16 protein-coding genes and 1 pseudogene are annotated in these 19,266 nt (G+C 43.5%); 13 read left to right on the top strand and 4 right to left on the bottom strand.

The window, feature by feature from the left end; genetic code table 11:
• Window positions 1-59: 59 nt before the first annotated feature.
• Window positions 60-1,478 carry an arabinose isomerase gene (locus AB5618_RS02675; protein WP_118577745.1) on the top strand — a complete coding sequence of 473 codons (1,419 nt, stop codon included), beginning with the start codon at window positions 60-62 and terminating at the stop codon, window positions 1,476-1,478.
• Between the two features lie 125 nt (window positions 1,479-1,603).
• Here the strand turns inward: AB5618_RS02675 and AB5618_RS02670 are convergent, their stop codons facing one another.
• Together AB5618_RS02670 and AB5618_RS02665 are read right to left on the bottom strand one after the other, a co-directional pair.
• Window positions 1,604-3,433, bottom strand: a complete 1,830-nt coding sequence (locus AB5618_RS02670; RefSeq protein WP_148461190.1) for a sensor histidine kinase — start codon at window positions 3,431-3,433, stop codon at window positions 1,604-1,606.
• 70 nt (window positions 3,434-3,503) lie between these two features.
• Window positions 3,504-5,051 (bottom strand): response regulator, encoded by a 1,548-nt coding sequence (locus tag AB5618_RS02665; RefSeq protein WP_148461191.1) that lies wholly within the window; start codon window positions 5,049-5,051, stop codon window positions 3,504-3,506.
• Between the two features lie 318 nt (window positions 5,052-5,369).
• Between AB5618_RS02665 and AB5618_RS02660 the strand changes: the two genes are divergently transcribed.
• The 5 genes from AB5618_RS02660 (at window position 5,370) to AB5618_RS02640 (ending at window position 10,267) form a co-directional block, all read left to right on the top strand.
• Window positions 5,370-6,881, top strand: a complete 1,512-nt coding sequence (locus AB5618_RS02660) for a sugar ABC transporter ATP-binding protein (protein ID WP_173717938.1) — start codon at window positions 5,370-5,372, stop codon at window positions 6,879-6,881.
• On the top strand, window positions 6,881-7,876 hold the full coding sequence (locus tag AB5618_RS02655) for an ABC transporter permease (RefSeq protein WP_118577742.1): 996 nt from the start codon (window positions 6,881-6,883) through the stop codon (window positions 7,874-7,876). The genes AB5618_RS02660 and AB5618_RS02655 overlap by 1 nt, the downstream gene beginning before the upstream one ends.
• A 2-nt stretch (window positions 7,877-7,878) precedes the next feature.
• Complete coding sequence (locus AB5618_RS02650) at window positions 7,879-8,883, top strand: ABC transporter permease (protein ID WP_148461194.1); 1,005 nt, start codon at window positions 7,879-7,881, stop codon at window positions 8,881-8,883.
• Between the two features lie 110 nt (window positions 8,884-8,993).
• Entirely contained in the window at window positions 8,994-10,016 is a 1,023-nt protein-coding gene (locus AB5618_RS02645; RefSeq protein ID WP_173717939.1) for a substrate-binding domain-containing protein, read from the top strand.
• A 92-nt stretch (window positions 10,017-10,108) separates the two neighbouring features.
• Window positions 10,109-10,267 carry a DUF6783 domain-containing protein gene (locus tag AB5618_RS02640; protein WP_368356779.1) on the top strand — a complete coding sequence of 53 codons (159 nt, stop codon included), beginning with the start codon at window positions 10,109-10,111 and terminating at the stop codon, window positions 10,265-10,267.
• Here the strand turns inward: AB5618_RS02640 and AB5618_RS02635 are convergent.
• Complete coding sequence (locus AB5618_RS02635) at window positions 10,230-10,613, bottom strand: DUF3783 domain-containing protein (protein ID WP_118577739.1); 384 nt, start codon at window positions 10,611-10,613, stop codon at window positions 10,230-10,232. The two genes, AB5618_RS02640 and AB5618_RS02635, sit on opposite strands and share 38 nt — an antisense overlap.
• 117 nt (window positions 10,614-10,730) lie before the next feature.
• On the opposite strand from AB5618_RS02635, the gene AB5618_RS02630 reads away from it, so the two are divergent.
• From AB5618_RS02630 to AB5618_RS02610, 5 genes are all read left to right on the top strand, one after another.
• Window positions 10,731-11,663: an AraC family transcriptional regulator gene (locus AB5618_RS02630; protein WP_173717085.1), complete on the top strand. Its 933-nt coding sequence runs from the start codon at window positions 10,731-10,733 to the stop codon at window positions 11,661-11,663.
• Between the two features lies 1 nt (window position 11,664).
• Complete coding sequence (locus AB5618_RS02625; protein ID WP_173717084.1) at window positions 11,665-12,177, top strand: hypothetical protein; 513 nt, start codon at window positions 11,665-11,667, stop codon at window positions 12,175-12,177.
• Window positions 12,178-12,463: 286 nt separating this feature from the next.
• The gene (locus AB5618_RS02620; RefSeq protein ID WP_148461198.1) at window positions 12,464-13,750 is read left to right on the top strand and encodes an ABC transporter substrate-binding protein; all 1,287 of its coding nucleotides are present in this window, start codon (window positions 12,464-12,466) and stop codon (window positions 13,748-13,750) included.
• A gap of 233 nt (window positions 13,751-13,983) precedes the next feature.
• A complete protein-coding gene (locus AB5618_RS02615; RefSeq protein WP_148461199.1) occupies window positions 13,984-14,883 on the top strand; it encodes a carbohydrate ABC transporter permease in 900 nt (299 codons plus the stop codon).
• Window positions 14,876-15,703 (top strand): carbohydrate ABC transporter permease, encoded by an 828-nt coding sequence (locus AB5618_RS02610; RefSeq protein ID WP_173717083.1) that lies wholly within the window; start codon window positions 14,876-14,878, stop codon window positions 15,701-15,703. The genes AB5618_RS02615 and AB5618_RS02610 overlap by 8 nt, the downstream gene beginning before the upstream one ends.
• A gap of 119 nt (window positions 15,704-15,822) precedes the next feature.
• Here AB5618_RS02610 and AB5618_RS02605 read toward each other — a convergent pair whose 3' ends face one another.
• On the bottom strand, window positions 15,823-15,996 hold the full coding sequence (locus tag AB5618_RS02605) for a DUF6783 domain-containing protein (RefSeq protein WP_319017151.1): 174 nt from the start codon (window positions 15,994-15,996) through the stop codon (window positions 15,823-15,825).
• On the opposite strand from AB5618_RS02605, the pseudogene AB5618_RS02600 reads away from it, so the two are divergent.
• A pseudogene (locus AB5618_RS02600) lies at window positions 15,913-16,110 on the top strand (DUF6783 domain-containing protein); the annotation flags it as partial. The gene AB5618_RS02605 and the pseudogene AB5618_RS02600 overlap by 84 nt on opposite strands.
• Complete coding sequence (locus tag AB5618_RS02595; RefSeq protein WP_173717941.1) at window positions 16,097-19,222, top strand: glycoside hydrolase family 2 TIM barrel-domain containing protein; 3,126 nt, start codon at window positions 16,097-16,099, stop codon at window positions 19,220-19,222. The pseudogene AB5618_RS02600 and the gene AB5618_RS02595, both read left to right, overlap by 14 nt.
• The last annotated feature ends 44 nt before the right edge of the window (window positions 19,223-19,266 follow it).

Below are 19,266 nucleotides of genomic sequence, written 5' to 3'. Positions count from 1 at the left end.
AAACAGCCGGGATATACGATCATTTGTATAATATATCAAATTAAACAGGAGGTACTACTATGTTAGTAAACACAAAAGCAAAAGTTGGCGTATTTTCTATTGCTTTAGGCGCATATCTGCCTCAGTTCCCTTCACTGGTACCAGAGTTTGAGGCTCAGTACGAGGCATTTAAGAAAACAATTCCGGATACCGTAGAGATCATCGATGGAGGAATGGTAACAACAAAAGAGCAGTCTATGGTTGCAGGGGATAAATTCCGTGCAGCAGACGTTGATCTCGTTTTCCTTCAGATGTTAACCTACGCTACATCTTACAACATGCTTCCTGCAATCCGTGACCTGAATGTTCCGGTTGTTCTGGTAAATGTTCAGAAGCTGAAAGCTCTGGATTACGATCACACAGACATTGCTACATGGCTCGGCGAAGGATATGCCTGCGGTGCTGTTGGAGAAGCTGTTGCTGACCTTGAGAGAGCTGGAAAGAGACATGCTGTTATCACTGGTGTTGTAGAAGGCGGAGATCCAGGCGTTCAGGCTGAGATTGAAGACTGGTGTAAAGCAGCTCAGGTAAGAAGAAGATTCCGTGACACAAATATTGCCCAGATTGGAAGACCTTACCCAGGTATGATGGACCTTTACATTGATGAGACCAACCTGTACAACAGAATGTTCCTTTATACCAAACAGTTTGACTGGGAAAAAATGTGGGCAATTGCGGATGATATCACAGATGAGGATGCAATTCGTGCAAAAGCTCAGGATATTCTGGACACCTTTGATATTGAGGGCGGCGGAACAATTGAGAAAGTATGGGATATGGCAAAATATGTTGTAGCATTTGAGAAATGGGTAAAGGACGAGCATCTTGGAATGATCGCTTCCCATTATGACGGATTTGCACAGGGCAAGGCTGGTGTCCTTGACAGTATGCTGATTCCGGCATTCTCTATGCTGATCAAACAGGGTACTGCATGTGCTGTTGAGGGTGATATGAAGGTTGCCATGGCAATGAGTATTCTGAAGACAATTTCCGGCACAGGCCAGCTTTCCGAGATGTATTCCATTGACTTCAATGATGACATCTGCATTATCGGTCATTCCGGAAGTGGTGATGCCGATATTTCTGATAAGAAACCTACCATGAAGATCGTACCAGTGTTCCATGGCAAAACAGGCGGCGGATATCTGACACAGTTCTATCCATACACAGGTCCGGTTACCTATCTTGCAATCACACAGGATGGAGACGGACGATTCAAATTCGTTGTTGCTGAGGGAATCAATGAGGAAGGACCAATCCTTTCCTTTGGCGATACGAACATGAGAACTCGTTTTACATGTGGCGCAAGAGAGTTTGTAAACCGCTGGAGCGAAGCTGGTCCGACACATCATATGGCAGCTGCAACTGGCAGACATATTGATACCATCCTGAAGGTTGCAAAGATCTTCAATGTACCGGTTGATATTGTAACAAGATAATTTTCAAAGTTGTGCAAATAATAGCAAGAATAAGACCATCTATATGGTTTGTACACATATTCATCTACAGCAAAAGAGAGAGTCGTCAGACTCTCTCTTTTGCTGTAGATGATAAGATTAAACTGCTATTTGTTTTCCACATCCTTCTTCGCCGGAATTCGGATTTGCACTTCGGTTCCTTTTCCTACATCGCTGGAATAAGTCAATCCATAATCTGCGCCATAAAGCACTTGAAGCCGTCTGTGAGTATTATAGATCGCAATATTGGTTCCACCTGAAATACTGGTTCCTTCCCCGGAAAGAATCATGGGCAGTTTATCTGGCGCGATTCCAACTCCGTCATCAGAAATCAGAAGTACAATATCCCCATCCTCCATCCATCCGGTAAGTACAATAGTTCCAGACTTGGAAGGTTTTTCCAGAATGCCGTGTAGTATGGAATTTTCTATAACAGGCTGCAGGGTCAGCTTTGGAATCTGGTATTCCATCAGTTCATCCGGAATATCGGAAATGAAGGAAATGCTGTCATGATAGCGCATATTCTGCAGGTGCACATAGATGGAAACATGTTCTTCTTCCTTGGCGATAGTACTGATTCCCTTTTTGCGACTAAGTGTCAGCTTGTAGAATCTGGAAAGACTTTGCACTGCGTTACAGACCTCAGAGGTACGTCCCTGCTGGGCCATCCAGTTGATCATATCCATGGTATTATAAAGAAAATGGGGATTGATCTGAGCCTGCAGGGAATTAAACTCGGCAATTCGCAGATCCTCAGCAGCCTGGGCCTGTTTTTCCATAAGCTGGTTCATTTTGCGTGTCATATAGTTGTATGTATCAATAAGGTCACCAATTTCATCGTGCGCACTTGGGCTGTCCATAGGGACCGGAGGACCGTGACGGACTGTTCTCATCTGACTGATAACGGAGGAAATTCGCCCTGTAATGGATTTGGACAAGGTACTTGCAAGCAAAAAGGCAAGCACCAGTACCGCAATATAAATGGATAAAAACTGCAAAACCAGGGTATTACTCTGGTTGATCAGGGGCTGGGAGGGAAGTACCGTCACCATAAACCAGCCTGGCTGTTTGATCCGGTAGAAACCAACGTAAACGGTTTTCCCCAGAATATCCTGCTCCACGAAACTGTTGGAGGACATGTAGGACTCCATGATCTTGTCGTAATCCAGCCAGTAAATTCCGGCGAGAGAATCACTGGAAGCAGAAACCAGGTTGTTACGCTCATTCATAATATAAGAAACACTGCCGTCCAGAGTAAGATTCTCAGACAGGATTTGCTGAAAATCATGACCGGAATAATAGACCGCCATATAAGCATCATAAGTTCCGTTGTTATAGATCACAGAAGCATGGGTGATATATGCCTGATCTCCATATGCCTTTTGTTCCTTTGTACCAAGATAGAAGGAGGGACAAAAAAGCTGGGAAACGCGGCTTCCGCGGAAAATACCGTACCAGTAGGTTCCACGGACCTGATCAAGAGATAGAAAAGTATCTTTCAGGTCTTCTTTATTTAAAAGTGCATTTATGTCTGAAGGAGAGTCTTTTGACACCTCCATATAAATTTTGACATTGGTAACAGGTGTACCAGTGATCAGCTGATCTACCTTTTGGGAAAAAGATGCCGCATCCGGGGAATCTGCCAGATCCGTGAAGGAGTCGGTTATGGCATTTTTAAAAAGTGTCTGGTAAAAATCAAGGGAAGAAATTTCTTCACTTACATCCAGGACTTTCTGAATGGATTCTTCTATCAACGGCGCCGTTTCTGCAGACCGGTCCTGTTCCTGGCGGATCGTATAGGAAACTACCATGTCGTAGGCTCTTCCATAAAAAAAGAAGATAATGGCAATCGCAGGAATTGACACGATCAAAAGAAGTACCAGGGTAAACCTGGACTGCAGGTTCAGATCCTGGTACCATTGCTTAAACTTATGCAAATTATTTCACACTCCTCAAAAATATATAGGTGTTTTGAAATATATAAAATTTTTTATGTGTTGCAGAAAACTAACTCATTTTCTCTCGATATTCAGAAGGAGAAAAACCTGTATACTTCTTAAAACTTTTACCGAAATAATTCCCGTCACTGTATCCCACCCGCGAGGAAATATCTGTAATTTTATACCTGGGGTCAGACAGCAGCTGCTTGGCCTTTTCCATTCTGTATTCTGTGAGGTACTGATTTAAAGTCTGACCGGTCTCATTTTTGAAGAAGGTACACACATACGAGGTTGATAAAAATACATGATCACTGATATCTTTCACAGATAAGGTCTCGTTCATATATTTCTGTCCGATGTAATCTTTGATTAGAAAAATAGTAGAATTTTCTTCTTCTGTGCTGACTGCTGTCTGGAAAAAAAATTCTGTCTTTTTCACCAGCTTCTGGTGCATCTCATTATAGGAAAAAATCTTCTCCAATGTGTCTATTAAATTTTCCTGGGTATCGGACAAAGTTAGTTTCAGCTGACGCGCAGCATTATCCAAAGCACGGAATAATTTGTAATAGAGATCCTTGGCCTGGTTAGGCAGAACATTCTGATTCTGGTTATAATACAGGTACAGATTGTCAAGGAAAGCTTTTGCTTTTTCCTTATTTTTTTCAGTGAGAAGAGTGAGAAATTCATTCTCCGGACTTGCAGAAAGTTCTGCTGCTGTTTCAGAAACAGGTGCCTGATAAAAAGGAGACAGAAAGGTACCTGTGGGGAAAAAGAAGCTGCTCTGCAGGGAAATAACAGCAGAAGTATAGGACTGATAAGCTCTGGAAATGCCTGTAACAGTATCACCGGCTGCGATGCAGAATCTGGTGCAGCGGGAATACAGACTACAGAAAAATTCTTCAATGCTTTTTCGAACGGCAGCTCCAGGAGAGGAACCAAACAAAAAGTAAACCATATACTGTACACGCTTTTCTGCAAAAATACAATCTATATGGAAGGTTTTTAAAAATTCCTGGACGGACAGAAATATGGCGTTTGCTTCTGAAAGAGGAAACTCCTCCTCGGTATCGGTCTTAAGCACAATTGCAGTAAAGGGAGTGGTATTGCTAATGGACAGAGTCAGCTCATCTATGAGCTGGTCAATACTTTCCTTCGCATGGGCGAAAGGCTGGGTGAGAAGAAGGGCCAGGCGGGAAGCGTTTTCCATGGAATGGATGGACGCATTTTGCCGGGTGCGTTTTTTTTCCAGGCAAAGATCACGGGCTTCCACAATGGCATCCCGGATTTCCACAGGGTTCAGAGGCTTTTCTATATAATTGACGGCTTTTAGCTTGATGGCAGCCTTTAGATATTCTTTATCCGAATATCCGCTCATAAAAACAGGAACAATATCAGGAAGAATTTCTTCCAGCTGTTCCAGCATTGCGATTCCATCCAGACGGGGCATACGTACATCGCATAGCACAATGTCCGGTCTGTGTACTCTGGCCACTTCAATTCCGTTTATTCCATCATCCGCCTGAAGCACCTCCCGGATTCCGATGGATTGCCAGTCAATGGAAGAAATTACACCGGTGCGGGTAAGCTCTTCGTCGTCTACAATCAGTAATTTCATAATGAATCTCCGTTATAGGGGCTCCGGAAATTACCGGAGCTCCTGATTAGTGAAAGGACAGTAACTGTGAAAGAAATGAACAGTTATCTGCAAGGTTATAAAAACGTATTAATAAAAATATCACACCCATCATACCACAATTATATCCAAAATACGATACCAAAAGCACGCAGTTTTGTGAAAAATTTAAAACCGGGTGGAAAATTTTACCCATTAAGTGGAAAATATTTTACCCTGTTTCAAAATATTTTCCCATTTTCAAACAAAGTGCACAGGTGGTAGAATAATAACAGATCAAGAAAGGGAGGAGAAAAAGCCGTGTCTGAATATGTTCTTGAATTAAAAGGCATTACGAAAATTTTCCCCGGCGTTAAAGCACTGAACAATGTACAGTTCCAGTTAAAGCCTGGCGAAGTTCATGCACTGATGGGCGAAAACGGTGCAGGTAAATCTACCTTCATTAAAGTAATTACCGGTGTACATAAAGCAGAAGAAGGCGAAATGTACCTGTTTGGAGAAAAAGTGGATTTCAAAGGACCAAAGGATGCACAGGAAGCAGGAATTGCTGCTGTTTACCAGCACCCCACATCCTATCCACACTTAACAGTGGCTGAAAATATTTTTATGGGACATGAGATCAAGAAGAATCACATGATCCAGTGGAAGGCCATGAACGAGGAGGCAAACAAGCTCCTGAAACAGCTGAATGCAGATTTCGATTCCACAGCAGAAATGGGAACCTTAAGTGTTGCCCAGCAGCAGATGGTTGAGATCGCAAAGGCATTGTCCACAAATGCAAAGATCGTTATCCTGGATGAGCCTACCGCTTCTCTTACAAAGAGAGAATCCGAGGAGCTTTACAGAATCGTAGATCAGTTGAAGGAAAAAGGTGTTTCCATTATCTTCATTTCCCATCGTTTTGAGGATATGTACCGCCTGGCAAGCAGAGTTACTGTTTTCCGTGACTCTCAGTATATTGGTACCTATGATGTAGACGGAATCACCAATGCAGACCTGATTAAAGCCATGGTTGGCCGTGAGATCAAGGATCTGTTCCCGAAACCGGAGGTTAAGATTGGTGATGAGATGCTTCGTATCGAGCACTTATCCCGTACCGGATATTTCAAGGATGTTTCCTTCAATGTACACGCTGGCGAGATCGTAGGTCTTACAGGTCTGGTTGGTGCAGGACGTACAGAAGTTGTAGAGAGCGTCTGTGGAATCACAAATCCAGATGAAGGTAAGGTTTATCTGGAGGGAAAAGAAGTACATATCAAACAGCCGTCTGACGCAATGAAGGAAGGTATAATCCTTCTTCCGGAGGATCGTCAGAAGGAAGGTCTGATCATGAGCTGGGGACTTGGAAGAAACGTAACACTTCCGACTATCAGCAAATATGCGAAGAACGGCTTCAATAACGAGAAGACAGAAAGAGATCTTTCCAAGAGACTTCTGGAAGAGGTTGATACCAAGGCAGTTGATATTTTCCAGCCTGCAAGCTCTCTGTCAGGTGGTAACCAGCAGAAGGTTGTGGTTGCCAAGGCTCTTAGCCAGGAGATGAAGGTTGTTATTATGGATGAGCCGACGAAAGGTGTTGACGTTGGTGCCAAGGCTGAGATTTATGCAATCATGGGTGATCTTGCAAAGAAGGGTTACGCAATTATCCTGATTTCCTCTGAAATGCCTGAAATCCTGGGAATGTCTGACCGAATCGTTGTAATGTGCAACGGACGTAAGACTGGTGAGCTGGGAAGAGGCGAAGCAACTCAGGAGATGATTCTTGAGCTGGCAATGGAGAAAGGTACAACCGGAAAGGGGGCAGCTAAATAATGGAAAAGAAATCTTTCATGAAAAAGCTGACAGGTTCCCGTGAAGCACTGCTTGCAGTGATCCTGGTTCTGCTTTTCGTAGTAATCACAATCATCAGCCCGTCATTCCTTACATTCAAGTCTCTGACGGATATGCTGAAAAACAATGCGGTAACAATGGTAATGTCACTTGGTATGCTGTGTGTTATGCTGGTAGGCGGAATTGATATTTCCATCATGTCTACTCTGGCACTGACTGGTATGTCAATCGGTATGCTTCTGAAATACGAGCACATTTCCAGTACTTTCCTGGCATTTGTGATCGCACTGGCAATCGGAATCGCATGTGGTTTCCTGGTAGGTCTTGTGATCTCCAGAGCAGATGTTCCTCCGATCATCGCAACAATGGGCTTCATGTACATTTACCGTGCTATGGGATATCTGGTTTCCCACAATGGTGAGTGGGCAAGTGCAGCAGCCCTTGGTGAATTTAAAAATTTTGCAACAACAAAATTCCTGGGAATGAGCCTTGTAATCTGGGTGATCATCCTTTGCTATGTGATCTTCTTCGTATTCATGAAATGGACTACCATCGGAAGAAGAATCTATGCAGTAGGAAGTAACCCGAGCGCAGCTGAAGTTTCCGGTATTAATGTAAAGAATATTAAGCTTCTTGTTTACACTATCATGGGTCTTCTTGCCGGTCTTGGCGGAGCCCTTCAGGTTTCTATTTACGCTTCTGCAATGCCTGATATGCAGCAGGGCGGTGAGATGGACGTTATCGCAGCCTGCGTTATCGGTGGTGTAAGCATGAGTGGTGGACGTGGTACAGTACTTGGTGCTCTTCTTGGATCTCTGATTCTTGCAACCATCGCAAAAGCACTTCCGCTGATCCCATTCTTCGATCAGCTGTGGCTGAATACCATCAAGGGTGTTATCATTCTTGTAGTCGTTGTTGTAAACATTGTTTTACAGCGTACAGCTGACAAAAATGCATTAAAGGGAAGGGAGATGTAATCATGGCTGGAAAATCTGGAAGAAGTATTAACAACGTGCCGAAAAGCCCTGTGAAACAGATGATCTTCAGCTGGGAAGGCATTCTGGTACTCCTGTTTATTGCAGTAAATATTTTCTGTGCAAACTTTTCCGAGTTCTATAATCTGAAGAGTCTGCTCCGTCAGATGCCTGTTTATCTGGCAGAAATCTTCTTAATGCTGCCGATGGCATACATTCTGGTACTTGGCGAGATCGATATTTCCGTTGGATCTATCGTGTGTCTCTCTGCAACAATGGCTTGTATTATGGCAAACACAGGAGCTCCATTCATCGTGGTAATCCTTGCCACACTTCTGGTTGGATCCCTTTGCGGTGCTGTAAACGCATTTGTCCTTACCAGATTTGAAGAACTGCCTCCAATGATCGTAACACTTGCAACCCAGATCATTTTCAGAGGTATTGCAGAAATCGTTCTTGGAAGCGGCGGAAGTATTTCCGTAACAAACACAGAAGGCTTTGCTGCACTTGGCGGAAAAGTAGGACGTGTTCCTTACATTCTTTTCCTGGTTCTGATCCTTGGAATCATTGCAGCAGTTATCCTTGGAAAATGTACCTTCGGACGCAGAGTATATGCAATCGGTACCAACCGTCTTGCAGCTTACTACTCCGGAATCCATGTACAGAAGATCCGTTTCGTGATCTACACTCTGATGGGAACCATCTCCGGACTGTGTGCACTGTTCCTGATGTCTTCCTCATTCGGTGCAAATACCACAACCGGTAACGGATTTGAAATGGATGCCATCGCAATGGCAGTATTCGGAGGAATCTCCTCCACAGGTGGTAAAGGTAATATCGCCGGCGGTCTGATTTCCGCATTTATCATCGTCTGCCTTCGTGTTGGTCTTGGACAGAGAAACATTCATCCGCAGGTTATCCTGCTGATCATCGGTGTGCTTCTGATCGGTGCAGTTGCACTTCCGAACATCATCAAAGAGATTCAGAAAAAAGCAAAAACAGCGAAATAAAAAATCCTTAACGAACTCATATATAACCTTATAAAGCTTGTAAACTGCCTTGCAGAAGGCGGGGCAGTTACAAATACAAAAACTATATTATTCCATGGGAGGAAAAAAACATGAACAAAAAAATCGTAAGCGCACTTCTTTGTGGAGCAATGATCCTTGGATCCGCAGTTCCGGCTATGGCTGGTTCCGCTGATGGAAAGAAAATCGCACTGGTTGGTAAATCCGCTGGTAACGCATTCTTCGAAATCGCTGCAAAATCCTTCGTAGAGACAGCTGAAGCAGAGGGAGCTACAGTTGATACTGTTTACCCAGAGGCAGCTACAGCAGATGCTCAGATCAAAGTTCTTGACAACCTGATCTCTCAGGACTACGATGCAATCTGCATCTCTGCAAACGATGTTAACGCACTTCAGGCAAAATTACAGGAAGCTATGGATGAAGGAATCAAGATCTCCTGCTTCGACTCTGCTACAAACCCAGACAGCCGTCAGATCTTCATCAACCAGGCTGGTACTGTTGCTGTAGGACAGGCTCTTCTTGATGCTTGCCTTGATATCTCCGGTGGAGAGGGACAGTTCGCAATTCTTTCCGCTACTTCTCAGGCTGCAAACCAGAACGCATGGATCGACGCTATGAAGAAGATTATGGAAGAGGATGACAAATATTCCAAGCTTGAGCTTGTAGAAGTTGCATATGGCGATGACGAGCCACAGAAATCCACAGACCAGACAGCAGCTCTTCTTGAGAAATATCCGGATCTGAAAGTTATCTGCGCACCTACAACAGTTGGTATCGCTGCAGCTGCTAAATACCTTCAGGACAACGGATCTGCTTGCAAACTGACAGGTCTTGGACTTCCATCTGAGATGCTTGAGTACACAGGTGCTGATGATGAGCATTCCTGCCCATACTTCTATCTGTGGGATATGCAGGGCCTTGGAAAACTTTCCGCTCTGACAACAATCGCTCTGATCAACGACGAGATCACAGGTGCTGCTGATGAAACCTTCACAGCTGGTGACCTTGGTGACTACACAATCACAGCAGCTGATGACGGTGGTACAGAAGTAGTTCTTGGCGCTCCGCTTGAGTTCAACCCAGACAACATCGAAGAGATGGCTAAACTGTACTAATCAGACCGTTTAAGATTAGATGTTAATAAAGAAAAGGCCCTGCCGAGTGCAGGGCCTTTTCGCGTCCTGGATTTTCAGATACGCTCTAAAGTGTGTCTGAAAAATTATTCCCGCAATCTGCACGCACACTTTGCGGTACATTTTGCCCGAATTCGGTTGCCGTAGCCCGCTGCGGCGCCTTCATCCAGACAAGGAAGCAGATCTTGATTTGGCTTATTTGTGTGAATACATCTCCGTATGTTCTTTCATAAGCTCATCATGCAGCTTCAAAGAATCCCAGTGAACCGTAACCGGTGTAAGCATAGCTTTTAAGTTCACTGGCAGCAGGCCATTTTCCTTAAAGAAAGCCAGAAATTCATCCAGCTGCTCACTGGAAAAATCCTTCAGCACCATCATTTCTTCCTGAAAATTTTTTCCAAGATTAAATACCGGATTCTTAGAAAACCCAGGAATCTCGAAGAGAAATCCGAGACTTTCCAGGTACTCTGGTTGCTGTACCATGCGGACAGAGATTCTGTGTCGGTTCAAATATCTACGGATCTGGTGAAGACGATCCTCATCTTTAAAATTATATAATAAAATCTGGGTTTGTGACATAAGTATCCTCCTTTTTGCGTTTATCTAAAAAGAGAATAACAGAAAAATTTCCTTTTTACAAGGAAAGTGTGGTATGATAAAAAAAACTATATTTTTAATTTTGTTATAGGAGACTACATGGCGAAAAAACGAAAAATGAAAATGGAATTCCGCTATTACCAGATGCAGGATGGAATCCCCATTCTGGCACTTCTTGGTGAAAAGTGGGTGCAGAATTATGGAAGGGATGTGGATTACCTTCACTTTCATAACTATCTGGAGATCGGTTTCTGCTACAGTGGCGAAGGAGAGCTGGTGTTAGGAGAAGAGCCTGTACGCTTTGCAGGGCGGGAATTTACCATTATTCCACCGAACTTTCCCCATACGACCACCAGCGATGTGGGAAATATCAGCAAATGGGAATATTTGTTTATTGATGCGGAAGGTTTTTTGCAGGTGGCTGCAGGAACGCCCCTCAGGGCAGAAAAAATGATCCAGCGTATTTATTCAAAAGCACTTTGCCTGAAAGAATCAGAATATAAAAGCCTTTCAAACAAAATAATCAAGATACTGGAAATTATGCGCGCCAGTGATGAGTTTTATCTGGAAGAGGCCAAAGGAGTATTATTGGCATTACTTGCGGAAGTGGCAAGAATGAACCGTTCCTCTGAGGAAGAAAATATTGAGGAAAAAGGAAAAATCACCAATATGATTTCCAGGTCTATTGACTATATTTCCCAATGTTATATGGAGGATATCCGAATTGGTGATCTGGCAAAAGCCTGTCATATCAGTGAGACTCATTTTCGCAGGGTGTTTACCTCCTATATGCATATGAGTCCTCTGGAATATATTAACAAGGTAAGAATTCAGACAGCCTGTGAGATTCTGAAAAAGACGGATGAGTCTATCGCAGATATTGCCTACAAATGTGGCTTTACAACAAATTCCACATTTAACCGGAACTTCCGCCAGCTGATGGGAATGTCGCCGGCAGAGTGGCGGAAACGCCCGGAAAATTACGAGCAGCAGCTCTTGAAATTTGATATTCATTCAGAGGAGGGATGGTAGAATGTACGATTACAAAATAGTAGAACAGGTGACCAGAAAGAAAAAGAGGCTTTCCGGAGTATTAAAAAAGACCATGGTATTTTTTGCCGTAGTGTTTGTTGTTATGGGAATTACCATATCTCAGGCCTTTATGCTGGCTGGTTTTTGCCTGGCAGGTCTTTATTTTATTTACGGGACCTTTTGCCAGCGGGATTATGAATACATAATGGAAAATGAACAGCTTACCATAGATGTGATTTATGGAAACAAGTACCGTAAGACAGCCCATGAGCTGGATCTCCGGCAGCTGGAGGTGGTAGCCCCTCACTGGCATAGCTCAGTGGCAAAGTACAAAAAGAACGGTGGAACAGAGCACTTAAAGAAGTATGATTATACTTCCTATGAAGAAGATACTCCCTATTACACAATGATCATTAAGGAAGACGGACGTAAGATCAAATTACTTCTGGATCTTACAGAAGAGATGCTCCATACCCTGAAAACCAGGTATCCACAGAAAGTCTTTTTTGCATAGAAACAAAAGAAAAGAATGTGAATAGTTCACAAAATATACATATAAAGTTTGTGAAAAAGTACAGAAAAACAAATGAAATATGTGTGCTTTAGTGAAAAAAAACCATATACTTCGTAAGCATGACGAAAAAATTGAAAAAATGAACGAAACATGAAAAAGAAAAAAACAAGCATAATGGTCGAAAATGCACATTATATGGGCGGTATTGCATACATCACCCTATATGCGGATGGTATAATACATTCATAAGAAATACAGAGAAACAATTTTAAGGGAGGATATTTCTATGAAGAAAAAAGTACTTACCGTATTACTTACAGGTGCAATGGTAGCTTCCATGGCAGCAGGAGCAACAGTTGTATCTGCAGAGGACAACGACAACACATTAACCGTATGGGCATGGGACCAGAACTTCAATATCAAGTCCATGCAGATCGCAGCTGATCAGTATGCAGCTGATCATGAAGGCTTTTCAGTAGATATCATCGAGACATCTTCTGATGACTGCCAGACCAAGCTTACTACAGCAGCTAACGCTGGTGACTACAGCACACTTCCGGATATCGTTCTCATGCAGGATAACAGCTATCAGAAATTCCTGAAAGCTTATCCGGATGCTTTCACAGACTTGAAAGATATGAATGTTAACTGGGATGATTTCGGAGCTCTGAAACAGTCCTATTCTATGGTAGATGATACACATTACGGTGTTCCGTTTGATAACGGTGCTGTTATCGCCTGCTACCGTACCGATATCCTTGAAGAAGCAGGATATACACTGGATGACCTTACAGATATCACATGGTCCAAATTCGAAGAGATTGGTAAAGATATTCACGAGAAGACCGGCAAATACCTTCTTACAAGCGAAGCAACAGGCGGCGATACCCTTATGATGATGATCCAGTCCTGTGGTGCGAACTTCGTTAACGAAGACGGCGAAGCTTATATCGTTGGCAATGAGACAGCTGAGAAATGTATCGACCTTTACACAGAGCTGGTTCAGAACGACGTTGTGAAACTTGTAAACAACTGGGATGAGTACATTGCAACCATCACAAGCGGTGAGGCTGCTGGTATTGTAAATGGTAACTGGATCACAGCTACTCTGATGTCCACAGAAGATCAGAAAGGCTTATGGGGAATCACCACAATGCCTAAGGTTGACGGTGTTGACACAGCTACAAACTATGCAAACAACGGTGGATCTTCCTGGTATATTACCTCTAACTGCAAGAATGTAGAGCTTGCTGAGGACTTCCTTGCAAGCACATTTGGCTCCAGCACAGACTTCTATGATGCAATCCTTTCTGAGACAGGTGCTATTTCCTGCTATCTGCCAGCTGGTGAGTCTGATGTTTACAACGAGCCAAACGAGTTCTTTGGCGGACAGCCGATTTTCTCAACAATCGTAGAGTACTCTTCTCATATTCCGGAGTTCACAAAGACTCCATATCACTATGAGGCAAGAGAGTGCGTAAACACAGCTGTTGTTAATATCGTAAACGGAACAGCTAAGGAAGACGCTCTTCAGGAAGCACAGGATACACTGGCATTCAAGATGACTGAGTAATCCTTTCCGGGACAAGTAATTGAAATTAAATAGGAATTAATTATTAGGAGGCGGGGGACTGCTAAGTAGTCCTCCGTTTTCTGTTCAAAGAAAATGCCTGTTACTCCATACAGGCGCCTATCTAACAGTTGTACGGCTGAGCAAAAGGAAGTTACATAAAAATATTTTGCTCACTGGTACAGCTGTTAGATGGAAAAGTTGCAGTATATATAGGCTTGAAAGGAGGAGTTCCTGTGAATTCCAAGAAAAAAGGTATGACACTGGCTACGAAGCAGAAAGCTGCCGGATGGATATTCCTGGCACCAGCTTCTATCATGATCGCCATCATGAGCTTTTATCCAATGATTCGGGCATTTATCATTTCCCTGCAGACAGGTGCCGGCGCAAATATGCGTTTTGCAGATCCAATCTTCAGTAACTACAAACGTATCCTTGCAGATAAAGTGTTCCAGCAGTCCATTGGCAACACATTCCTGTATCTGATCATTCAGGTTCCGATCATGCTGATTCTTGCGATTCTGCTTGCACAGCTTCTGAACAACAAAGACCTGAAGTTCAAAGGCTTTTTCCGTACATGTGTATTTCTTCCATGTGCAACTTCCCTGGTTTCCTATTCCTTGATCTTCCGTTCCATGTTTGCAACAGACGGTCTGGTCAACAGTGTTCTGATGAAACTGGGAATTCTCTCCACAGGATATAATTTCCTTGGAAACTCCACCAGTGCGAAGATTGTTATTATCATCGCCCTGATCTGGAGATGGACCGGATACAATATGGTATTCTATCTGGCAGGACTTCAGAACATCGAATATTCTGTTTATGAGGCAGCGAAGATCGATGGTGCAAACGGATGGAAAACCTTCTGGAAGATCACAGTACCGCTTCTGAAGCCGACTATTATCATGACCTTCATCATGTCCATCAACGGTACCTTACAGCTGTTTGATGAGTCCATGAACCTGACAAAGGGTGGTCCTGCAAACTCAACCATCACAATGTCACATTATGTTTACAATACCTGTTTTGTCAACGTGCCGAACTTCGGATATGCAGCAGCAATGTCCTTTATTATCTTTATTATGGTAGCAGTTCTGGCATTTATCAACTTGAAAGTAGGTGATACTCGTGACTAAGAAAAACAAATCTGCAATCCAGAGAAGATTGATTCCTACATACATTTTTCTGATCATTGTATCATTTTTCTCCGTTTTCCCGCTGTACTGGATGATTTCAGCAGCTACAAATACCTCCACGGATGTATCACGCGGACGTATTATTCCGGGAAGCTATTTCATGGAGAACTTTAAGAACCTGACATCCCAGCAGCCACTTTGGAGAGCACTTGGAAACTCTTTCTTCTATGCAATCCTGACTACAGTGATCTGCCTTCTGATCTGTTCCATCGCCGGATACGGATTCGAAGTATATCATGACAAAGGAAAAGACAGATTGTTTTCTATTCTCCTTCTTGCCATGATGGTTCCTCAGGTTGCTACTATGGTTCCGTTGTTTAAGATGTTCTCAAAAGCGAAGCTTCTGAATACATCCATCGGATTTATCCTTCCGATCATTTCCACACCGTTTATGATCATGATGTTCCGACAGAATGCAAGAGCTTTTCCAGTAGATATTATCGAAGCAGCACGAATTGACGGCTTAAGCGAAGTGAGAATCTTTTTCCAGATGTTTATTCCAACCATGAAATCCACCTACGCGGCAGCCGCTGTTATTACCTTTATGAATGCCTGGAATGCATACCTGTGGCCGAAGGTAATCATGACAGATAACAAAGCCATCACAATGCCAATGCTGATCGCCAACCTGATCACAGGCTATGTAACCGATTACGGTATGCTGATGTGCGGCGTATTATTCTGTTCCATTCCGACCATGGTTGTATTCTTCGTTCTGCAGAAGCAGTTTGCAGAAGGTATCACCGGTGCGGTGAAATAAGTTTGAAAATCTAAGGGTGCTGCGATTTATTTGCGGCGCCCTTTTTTCTGAACATGGATACGCAATCTATGGACGATTTTTATATATTGTTCTGTAAAAAATCCATGGAAATAGAAAGTTTATATTACTATAATAAAACTAGAACGTGTTTGAAAAAGGCTTTCTGCAAGATGTGCGTCACAATTTGTGGGAGATTTCGCTCGAATGAGGGCACCGTAGCGGGCTACGGCAACCGAATTCGGGTGAAATCTCCCGCAAAGTGGGGCGTGCAGATTGCGGGAATGATTTTTCAAACACGCTCTAGTGCAGGGCATCTGGAAAATATTGCCCGCAACGTTTATAGAGAGAGGGTTACTGTTGTTACCAGTGAACAGTATCGAGAAAGGACTACATATGAAGGAATTTGATTATTCATTAGTTAAGAATCCCGAATATTTTAAAGACGGAAGAATGGAGGCTCACTCCGATCATATCACTTATGCAAACGTGGAAGAGGCTTCCGCAGGTGAGACTTCTTACCGCCACAGCTTAAATGGAATCTGGAAATTCCATTATGCCCGCAATTACGGAAATACCATAAAAGGCTTCGAGAGAGAAGATTATTCCTGCAAAGACTGGGATGACATCCGTGTGCCGGCCCATATCCAGATGGAGGGCTACGATGCACCTCAGTATGCCAATGTGCAGTATCCATGGGAAGGACACGAGGATATTCACCCAGGGGAGATTCCGGAGCATTTCAATCCTGTGGCAAGCTATGTGAAATATTTCACAGTGCCGGAACAGATGAAAGGAAAACGTCTTTTTATTTCCTTCCAGGGTGCAGAAAGTGGAATCGCTCTCTGGCTGAATGGCCAGTTTGTAGGATATAGTGAAGATTCTTTTACCCCGTCAGAATTTGAACTCACCGATTATGTGAAAGAAGGGGAAAATAAGCTGGCAGCTCAGGTGTTCAAGTGGACAGCCAGCAGCTGGTGCGAGGATCAGGATTTCTATCGTTTCTCCGGAATTTACCGGGAGGTTTATCTTTATACAGTACCGGATGTGCATGTGTATGATCTCCAGATCCGCGCAATCCCGGATGAGAGCCTTAACAAAGCCCGGTTTGAAGTCAAGACCAGCACCTGGGGAAAGGGAAATGTGCATATTGTTCTGTCCAAAAAAGGACAGACCATATTGGAGGAAAATAAGAGCTTAGGCGAAATTGCAGCAAATACAGGAAGTGACCGGAACGGAAAAGATGTAGCCGCTGAAGCTACTGGCAGAACCGTTCAGAAAGGTGTTGCTGATACTTTTAGCTGGACGGTGGAGAATCCGATTCTCTGGAGTGCAGAAGATCCCCAGCTCTACGATTTGGTCATGGAGGTTTTCGATGAGAATGGTATTCTTCAGGAAGTGATCCCTCAGAAAGTCGGTTTCCGCCGATTTGAAATGAAAGACGGAATTATGACTTTAAATGGAAAACGAATTGTATTTAAAGGTGTGAACCGTCATGAATTCAGTTCCATAACAGGAAGATGTGTATCCGAAGCAGAGCTACGCAAGGATCTGACCATCATGAAGCAGAATAACATCAATGCCATCCGCACCTGTCATTATCCGGATGCTTCTCTGATCTACCAGCTTTGTGATGAGTTTGGAATTTACATGATCGATGAGACCAACCTGGAAAGTCACGGCTCCTGGGATACAGCGGAATTTACGAAGGACTATACTTATGTGGTTCCCCATGATAAGCCGGAATGGCAGTCTATGATGTTAGACCGCGCCAATTCCATGTATCAGAGAGATAAGAACCATCCGGCAATCCTGATCTGGTCCTGTGGAAATGAGTCCTTCGGTGGTAAGGATATTTTTGAAATGTCCCAGCTCTTTAGAAATGCAGATCCTACCCGTCTGGTACATTATGAAGGTGTCTGCCATGACCGCAGATATAACGCTACCAGCGATATGGAAAGCCAGATGTATCCATCTGTGGAAGCAATTAAAGAGTTTCTTGCAAAAGATGCTTCTAAGCCCTTTATCTGTTGTGAGTATACCCATGCCATGGGAAATTCCTGCGGTGCCATGCATAAATATACAGATCTGACAGATACAGAGCCGAAATATCAGGGTGGCTTTATCTGGGATTATATCGATCAGTCTATTTACAAAAAAGACCGTTATGGAAAAGAGTTCCAGGCATATGGCGGAGATTTTGGCGAGCGTCCTACTGATTATAATTTCAGTGGAAATGGAATTGCATATGGTGGAAATCGTGATGCGTCTCCGAAGATGCAGGAAGTGAAATTTAATTATCAGAATATTACCGCACAGGTAAGTGCTGATTCCGTGAATGTGATCAACAAAAATCTGTTTGTAAATACGGACACATTTGAATGCAGAGTAACTCTTCAGAAGGATGGAAACGTAATTCGTACAGAAGTACTGGATACAGCAGTGGCTCCTTTGAGCCAGATGGAATATGCTCTTCCATTTAAGAAGGAGGAGAAAGCAGGTGAGTACACGGTAACTGTTTCTTTCCATTTAAAAGAGGATATGCCATGGGCGAAAGCAGGTCATGAGGTTGCCTTTGGACAGTATGTTTACCAGGTGGAAGCAGCTGTGAAGCCTTGCACAGAGCATCTGGAGGTAATTCACAGTACCCATAATATTGGCGTGCGCGGAGCGGAATTTGAGGTGCTTTTCTCCGTATTGAACGGTGGTCTTGCTTCCTATAAATACGCAGGAAAAGAAATGATCGAGGCAATTCCGAAGCCTAATTTCTGGCGTGCACCAACAGACAATGACTGTGGAAATCTGATGGCAATGCGCTACGGACAGTGGAAGCTTGCCAGCATGTATGTAAACCATAAGGATTACCGCGGAGCGGCATATGGACCTGGAAATGCACCAAAGGTAGAGGAAAAAGAGCATTCCGTAAAGGTATCCTATACCTATTTTCTTCCCACTATTCCGGCAGCTGAGTGTACACTTGCTTATGAAGTTTTCGGAGATGGAAGAGTTCGTACCACACTTTCCTATGATCCGGTGAAGGAGCTTGGCGATATGCCGGAATTTGGTGTGATTTTCAAGTTTAATGCAGATTATGACCATGTATCCTGGTATGGACTTGGAGAAGCTGAGACCTATGCAGACCGTAAGAAAGGTGCAAAGCTTGGAATCTACGATAATATGGTAAAAGATAATGTGGCAAGATATATGGTTCCACAGGAATGCGGTGCCAAGGAAGAGGTCAGATGGGCGAAAATCACAGACCGGAAAGGCAGAGGAATGCTTTTTGAGATGGATAAAGAAAACGGCCCGATGATGTTCTCTGCCCTGCCATACACACCTCACGAGATGGAAAATGCAATGCATCCATATGAGCTGCCCCAGATTCATTATACAGTAGTGCGCGTGGCAAAAGGCCAGATGGGAATTGCCGGAGACGACAGCTGGGGAGCAAGAACCCAGGAAGAATATCTGCTGGATACAAGTAAGCCTATGGAGTTTTCATTTGTATTTAAGGGAATCTGAGAAAAAATACGTTACTGCTCACTCCGTGGCCAGTAACAAAAATA

It is taken from the genome of Ruminococcus sp. J1101004sp1_RTP21198st1_B9_RTP21198_201120 (assembly GCF_040924245.1).
GTDB lineage: Bacteria > Bacillota > Clostridia > Lachnospirales > Lachnospiraceae > Blautia_A > Blautia_A faecis.
Note: the sequence above shows the minus strand (reverse complement) of the source record. Positions and strands in the feature narration are given on the sequence as shown.

What these genes read in the sequence shown, in the direction of transcription:
- AB5618_RS02630 (WP_173717085.1), top strand. Translation starts at nt 10,731, where the DNA reads ATGGCGAAAAAACGAAAAATGAAAATGGAATTCCGCTATTACCAGATG.
- AB5618_RS02675 (WP_118577745.1), top strand. Translation starts at nt 60, where the DNA reads ATGTTAGTAAACACAAAAGCAAAAGTTGGCGTATTTTCTATTGCTTTA.
- AB5618_RS02625 (WP_173717084.1), top strand. Translation starts at nt 11,665, where the DNA reads ATGTACGATTACAAAATAGTAGAACAGGTGACCAGAAAGAAAAAGAGG.
- AB5618_RS02645 (WP_173717939.1), top strand. Translation starts at nt 8,994, where the DNA reads ATGAACAAAAAAATCGTAAGCGCACTTCTTTGTGGAGCAATGATCCTT.
- AB5618_RS02665 (WP_148461191.1), bottom strand. Translation starts at nt 5,051, where the DNA reads ATGAAATTACTGATTGTAGACGACGAAGAGCTTACCCGCACCGGTGTA.
- AB5618_RS02655 (WP_118577742.1), top strand. Translation starts at nt 6,881, where the DNA reads ATGGAAAAGAAATCTTTCATGAAAAAGCTGACAGGTTCCCGTGAAGCA.
- AB5618_RS02650 (WP_148461194.1), top strand. Translation starts at nt 7,879, where the DNA reads ATGGCTGGAAAATCTGGAAGAAGTATTAACAACGTGCCGAAAAGCCCT.
- AB5618_RS02595 (WP_173717941.1), top strand. Translation starts at nt 16,097, where the DNA reads ATGAAGGAATTTGATTATTCATTAGTTAAGAATCCCGAATATTTTAAA.
- AB5618_RS02635 (WP_118577739.1), bottom strand. Translation starts at nt 10,613, where the DNA reads ATGTCACAAACCCAGATTTTATTATATAATTTTAAAGATGAGGATCGT.
- AB5618_RS02620 (WP_148461198.1), top strand. Translation starts at nt 12,464, where the DNA reads ATGAAGAAAAAAGTACTTACCGTATTACTTACAGGTGCAATGGTAGCT.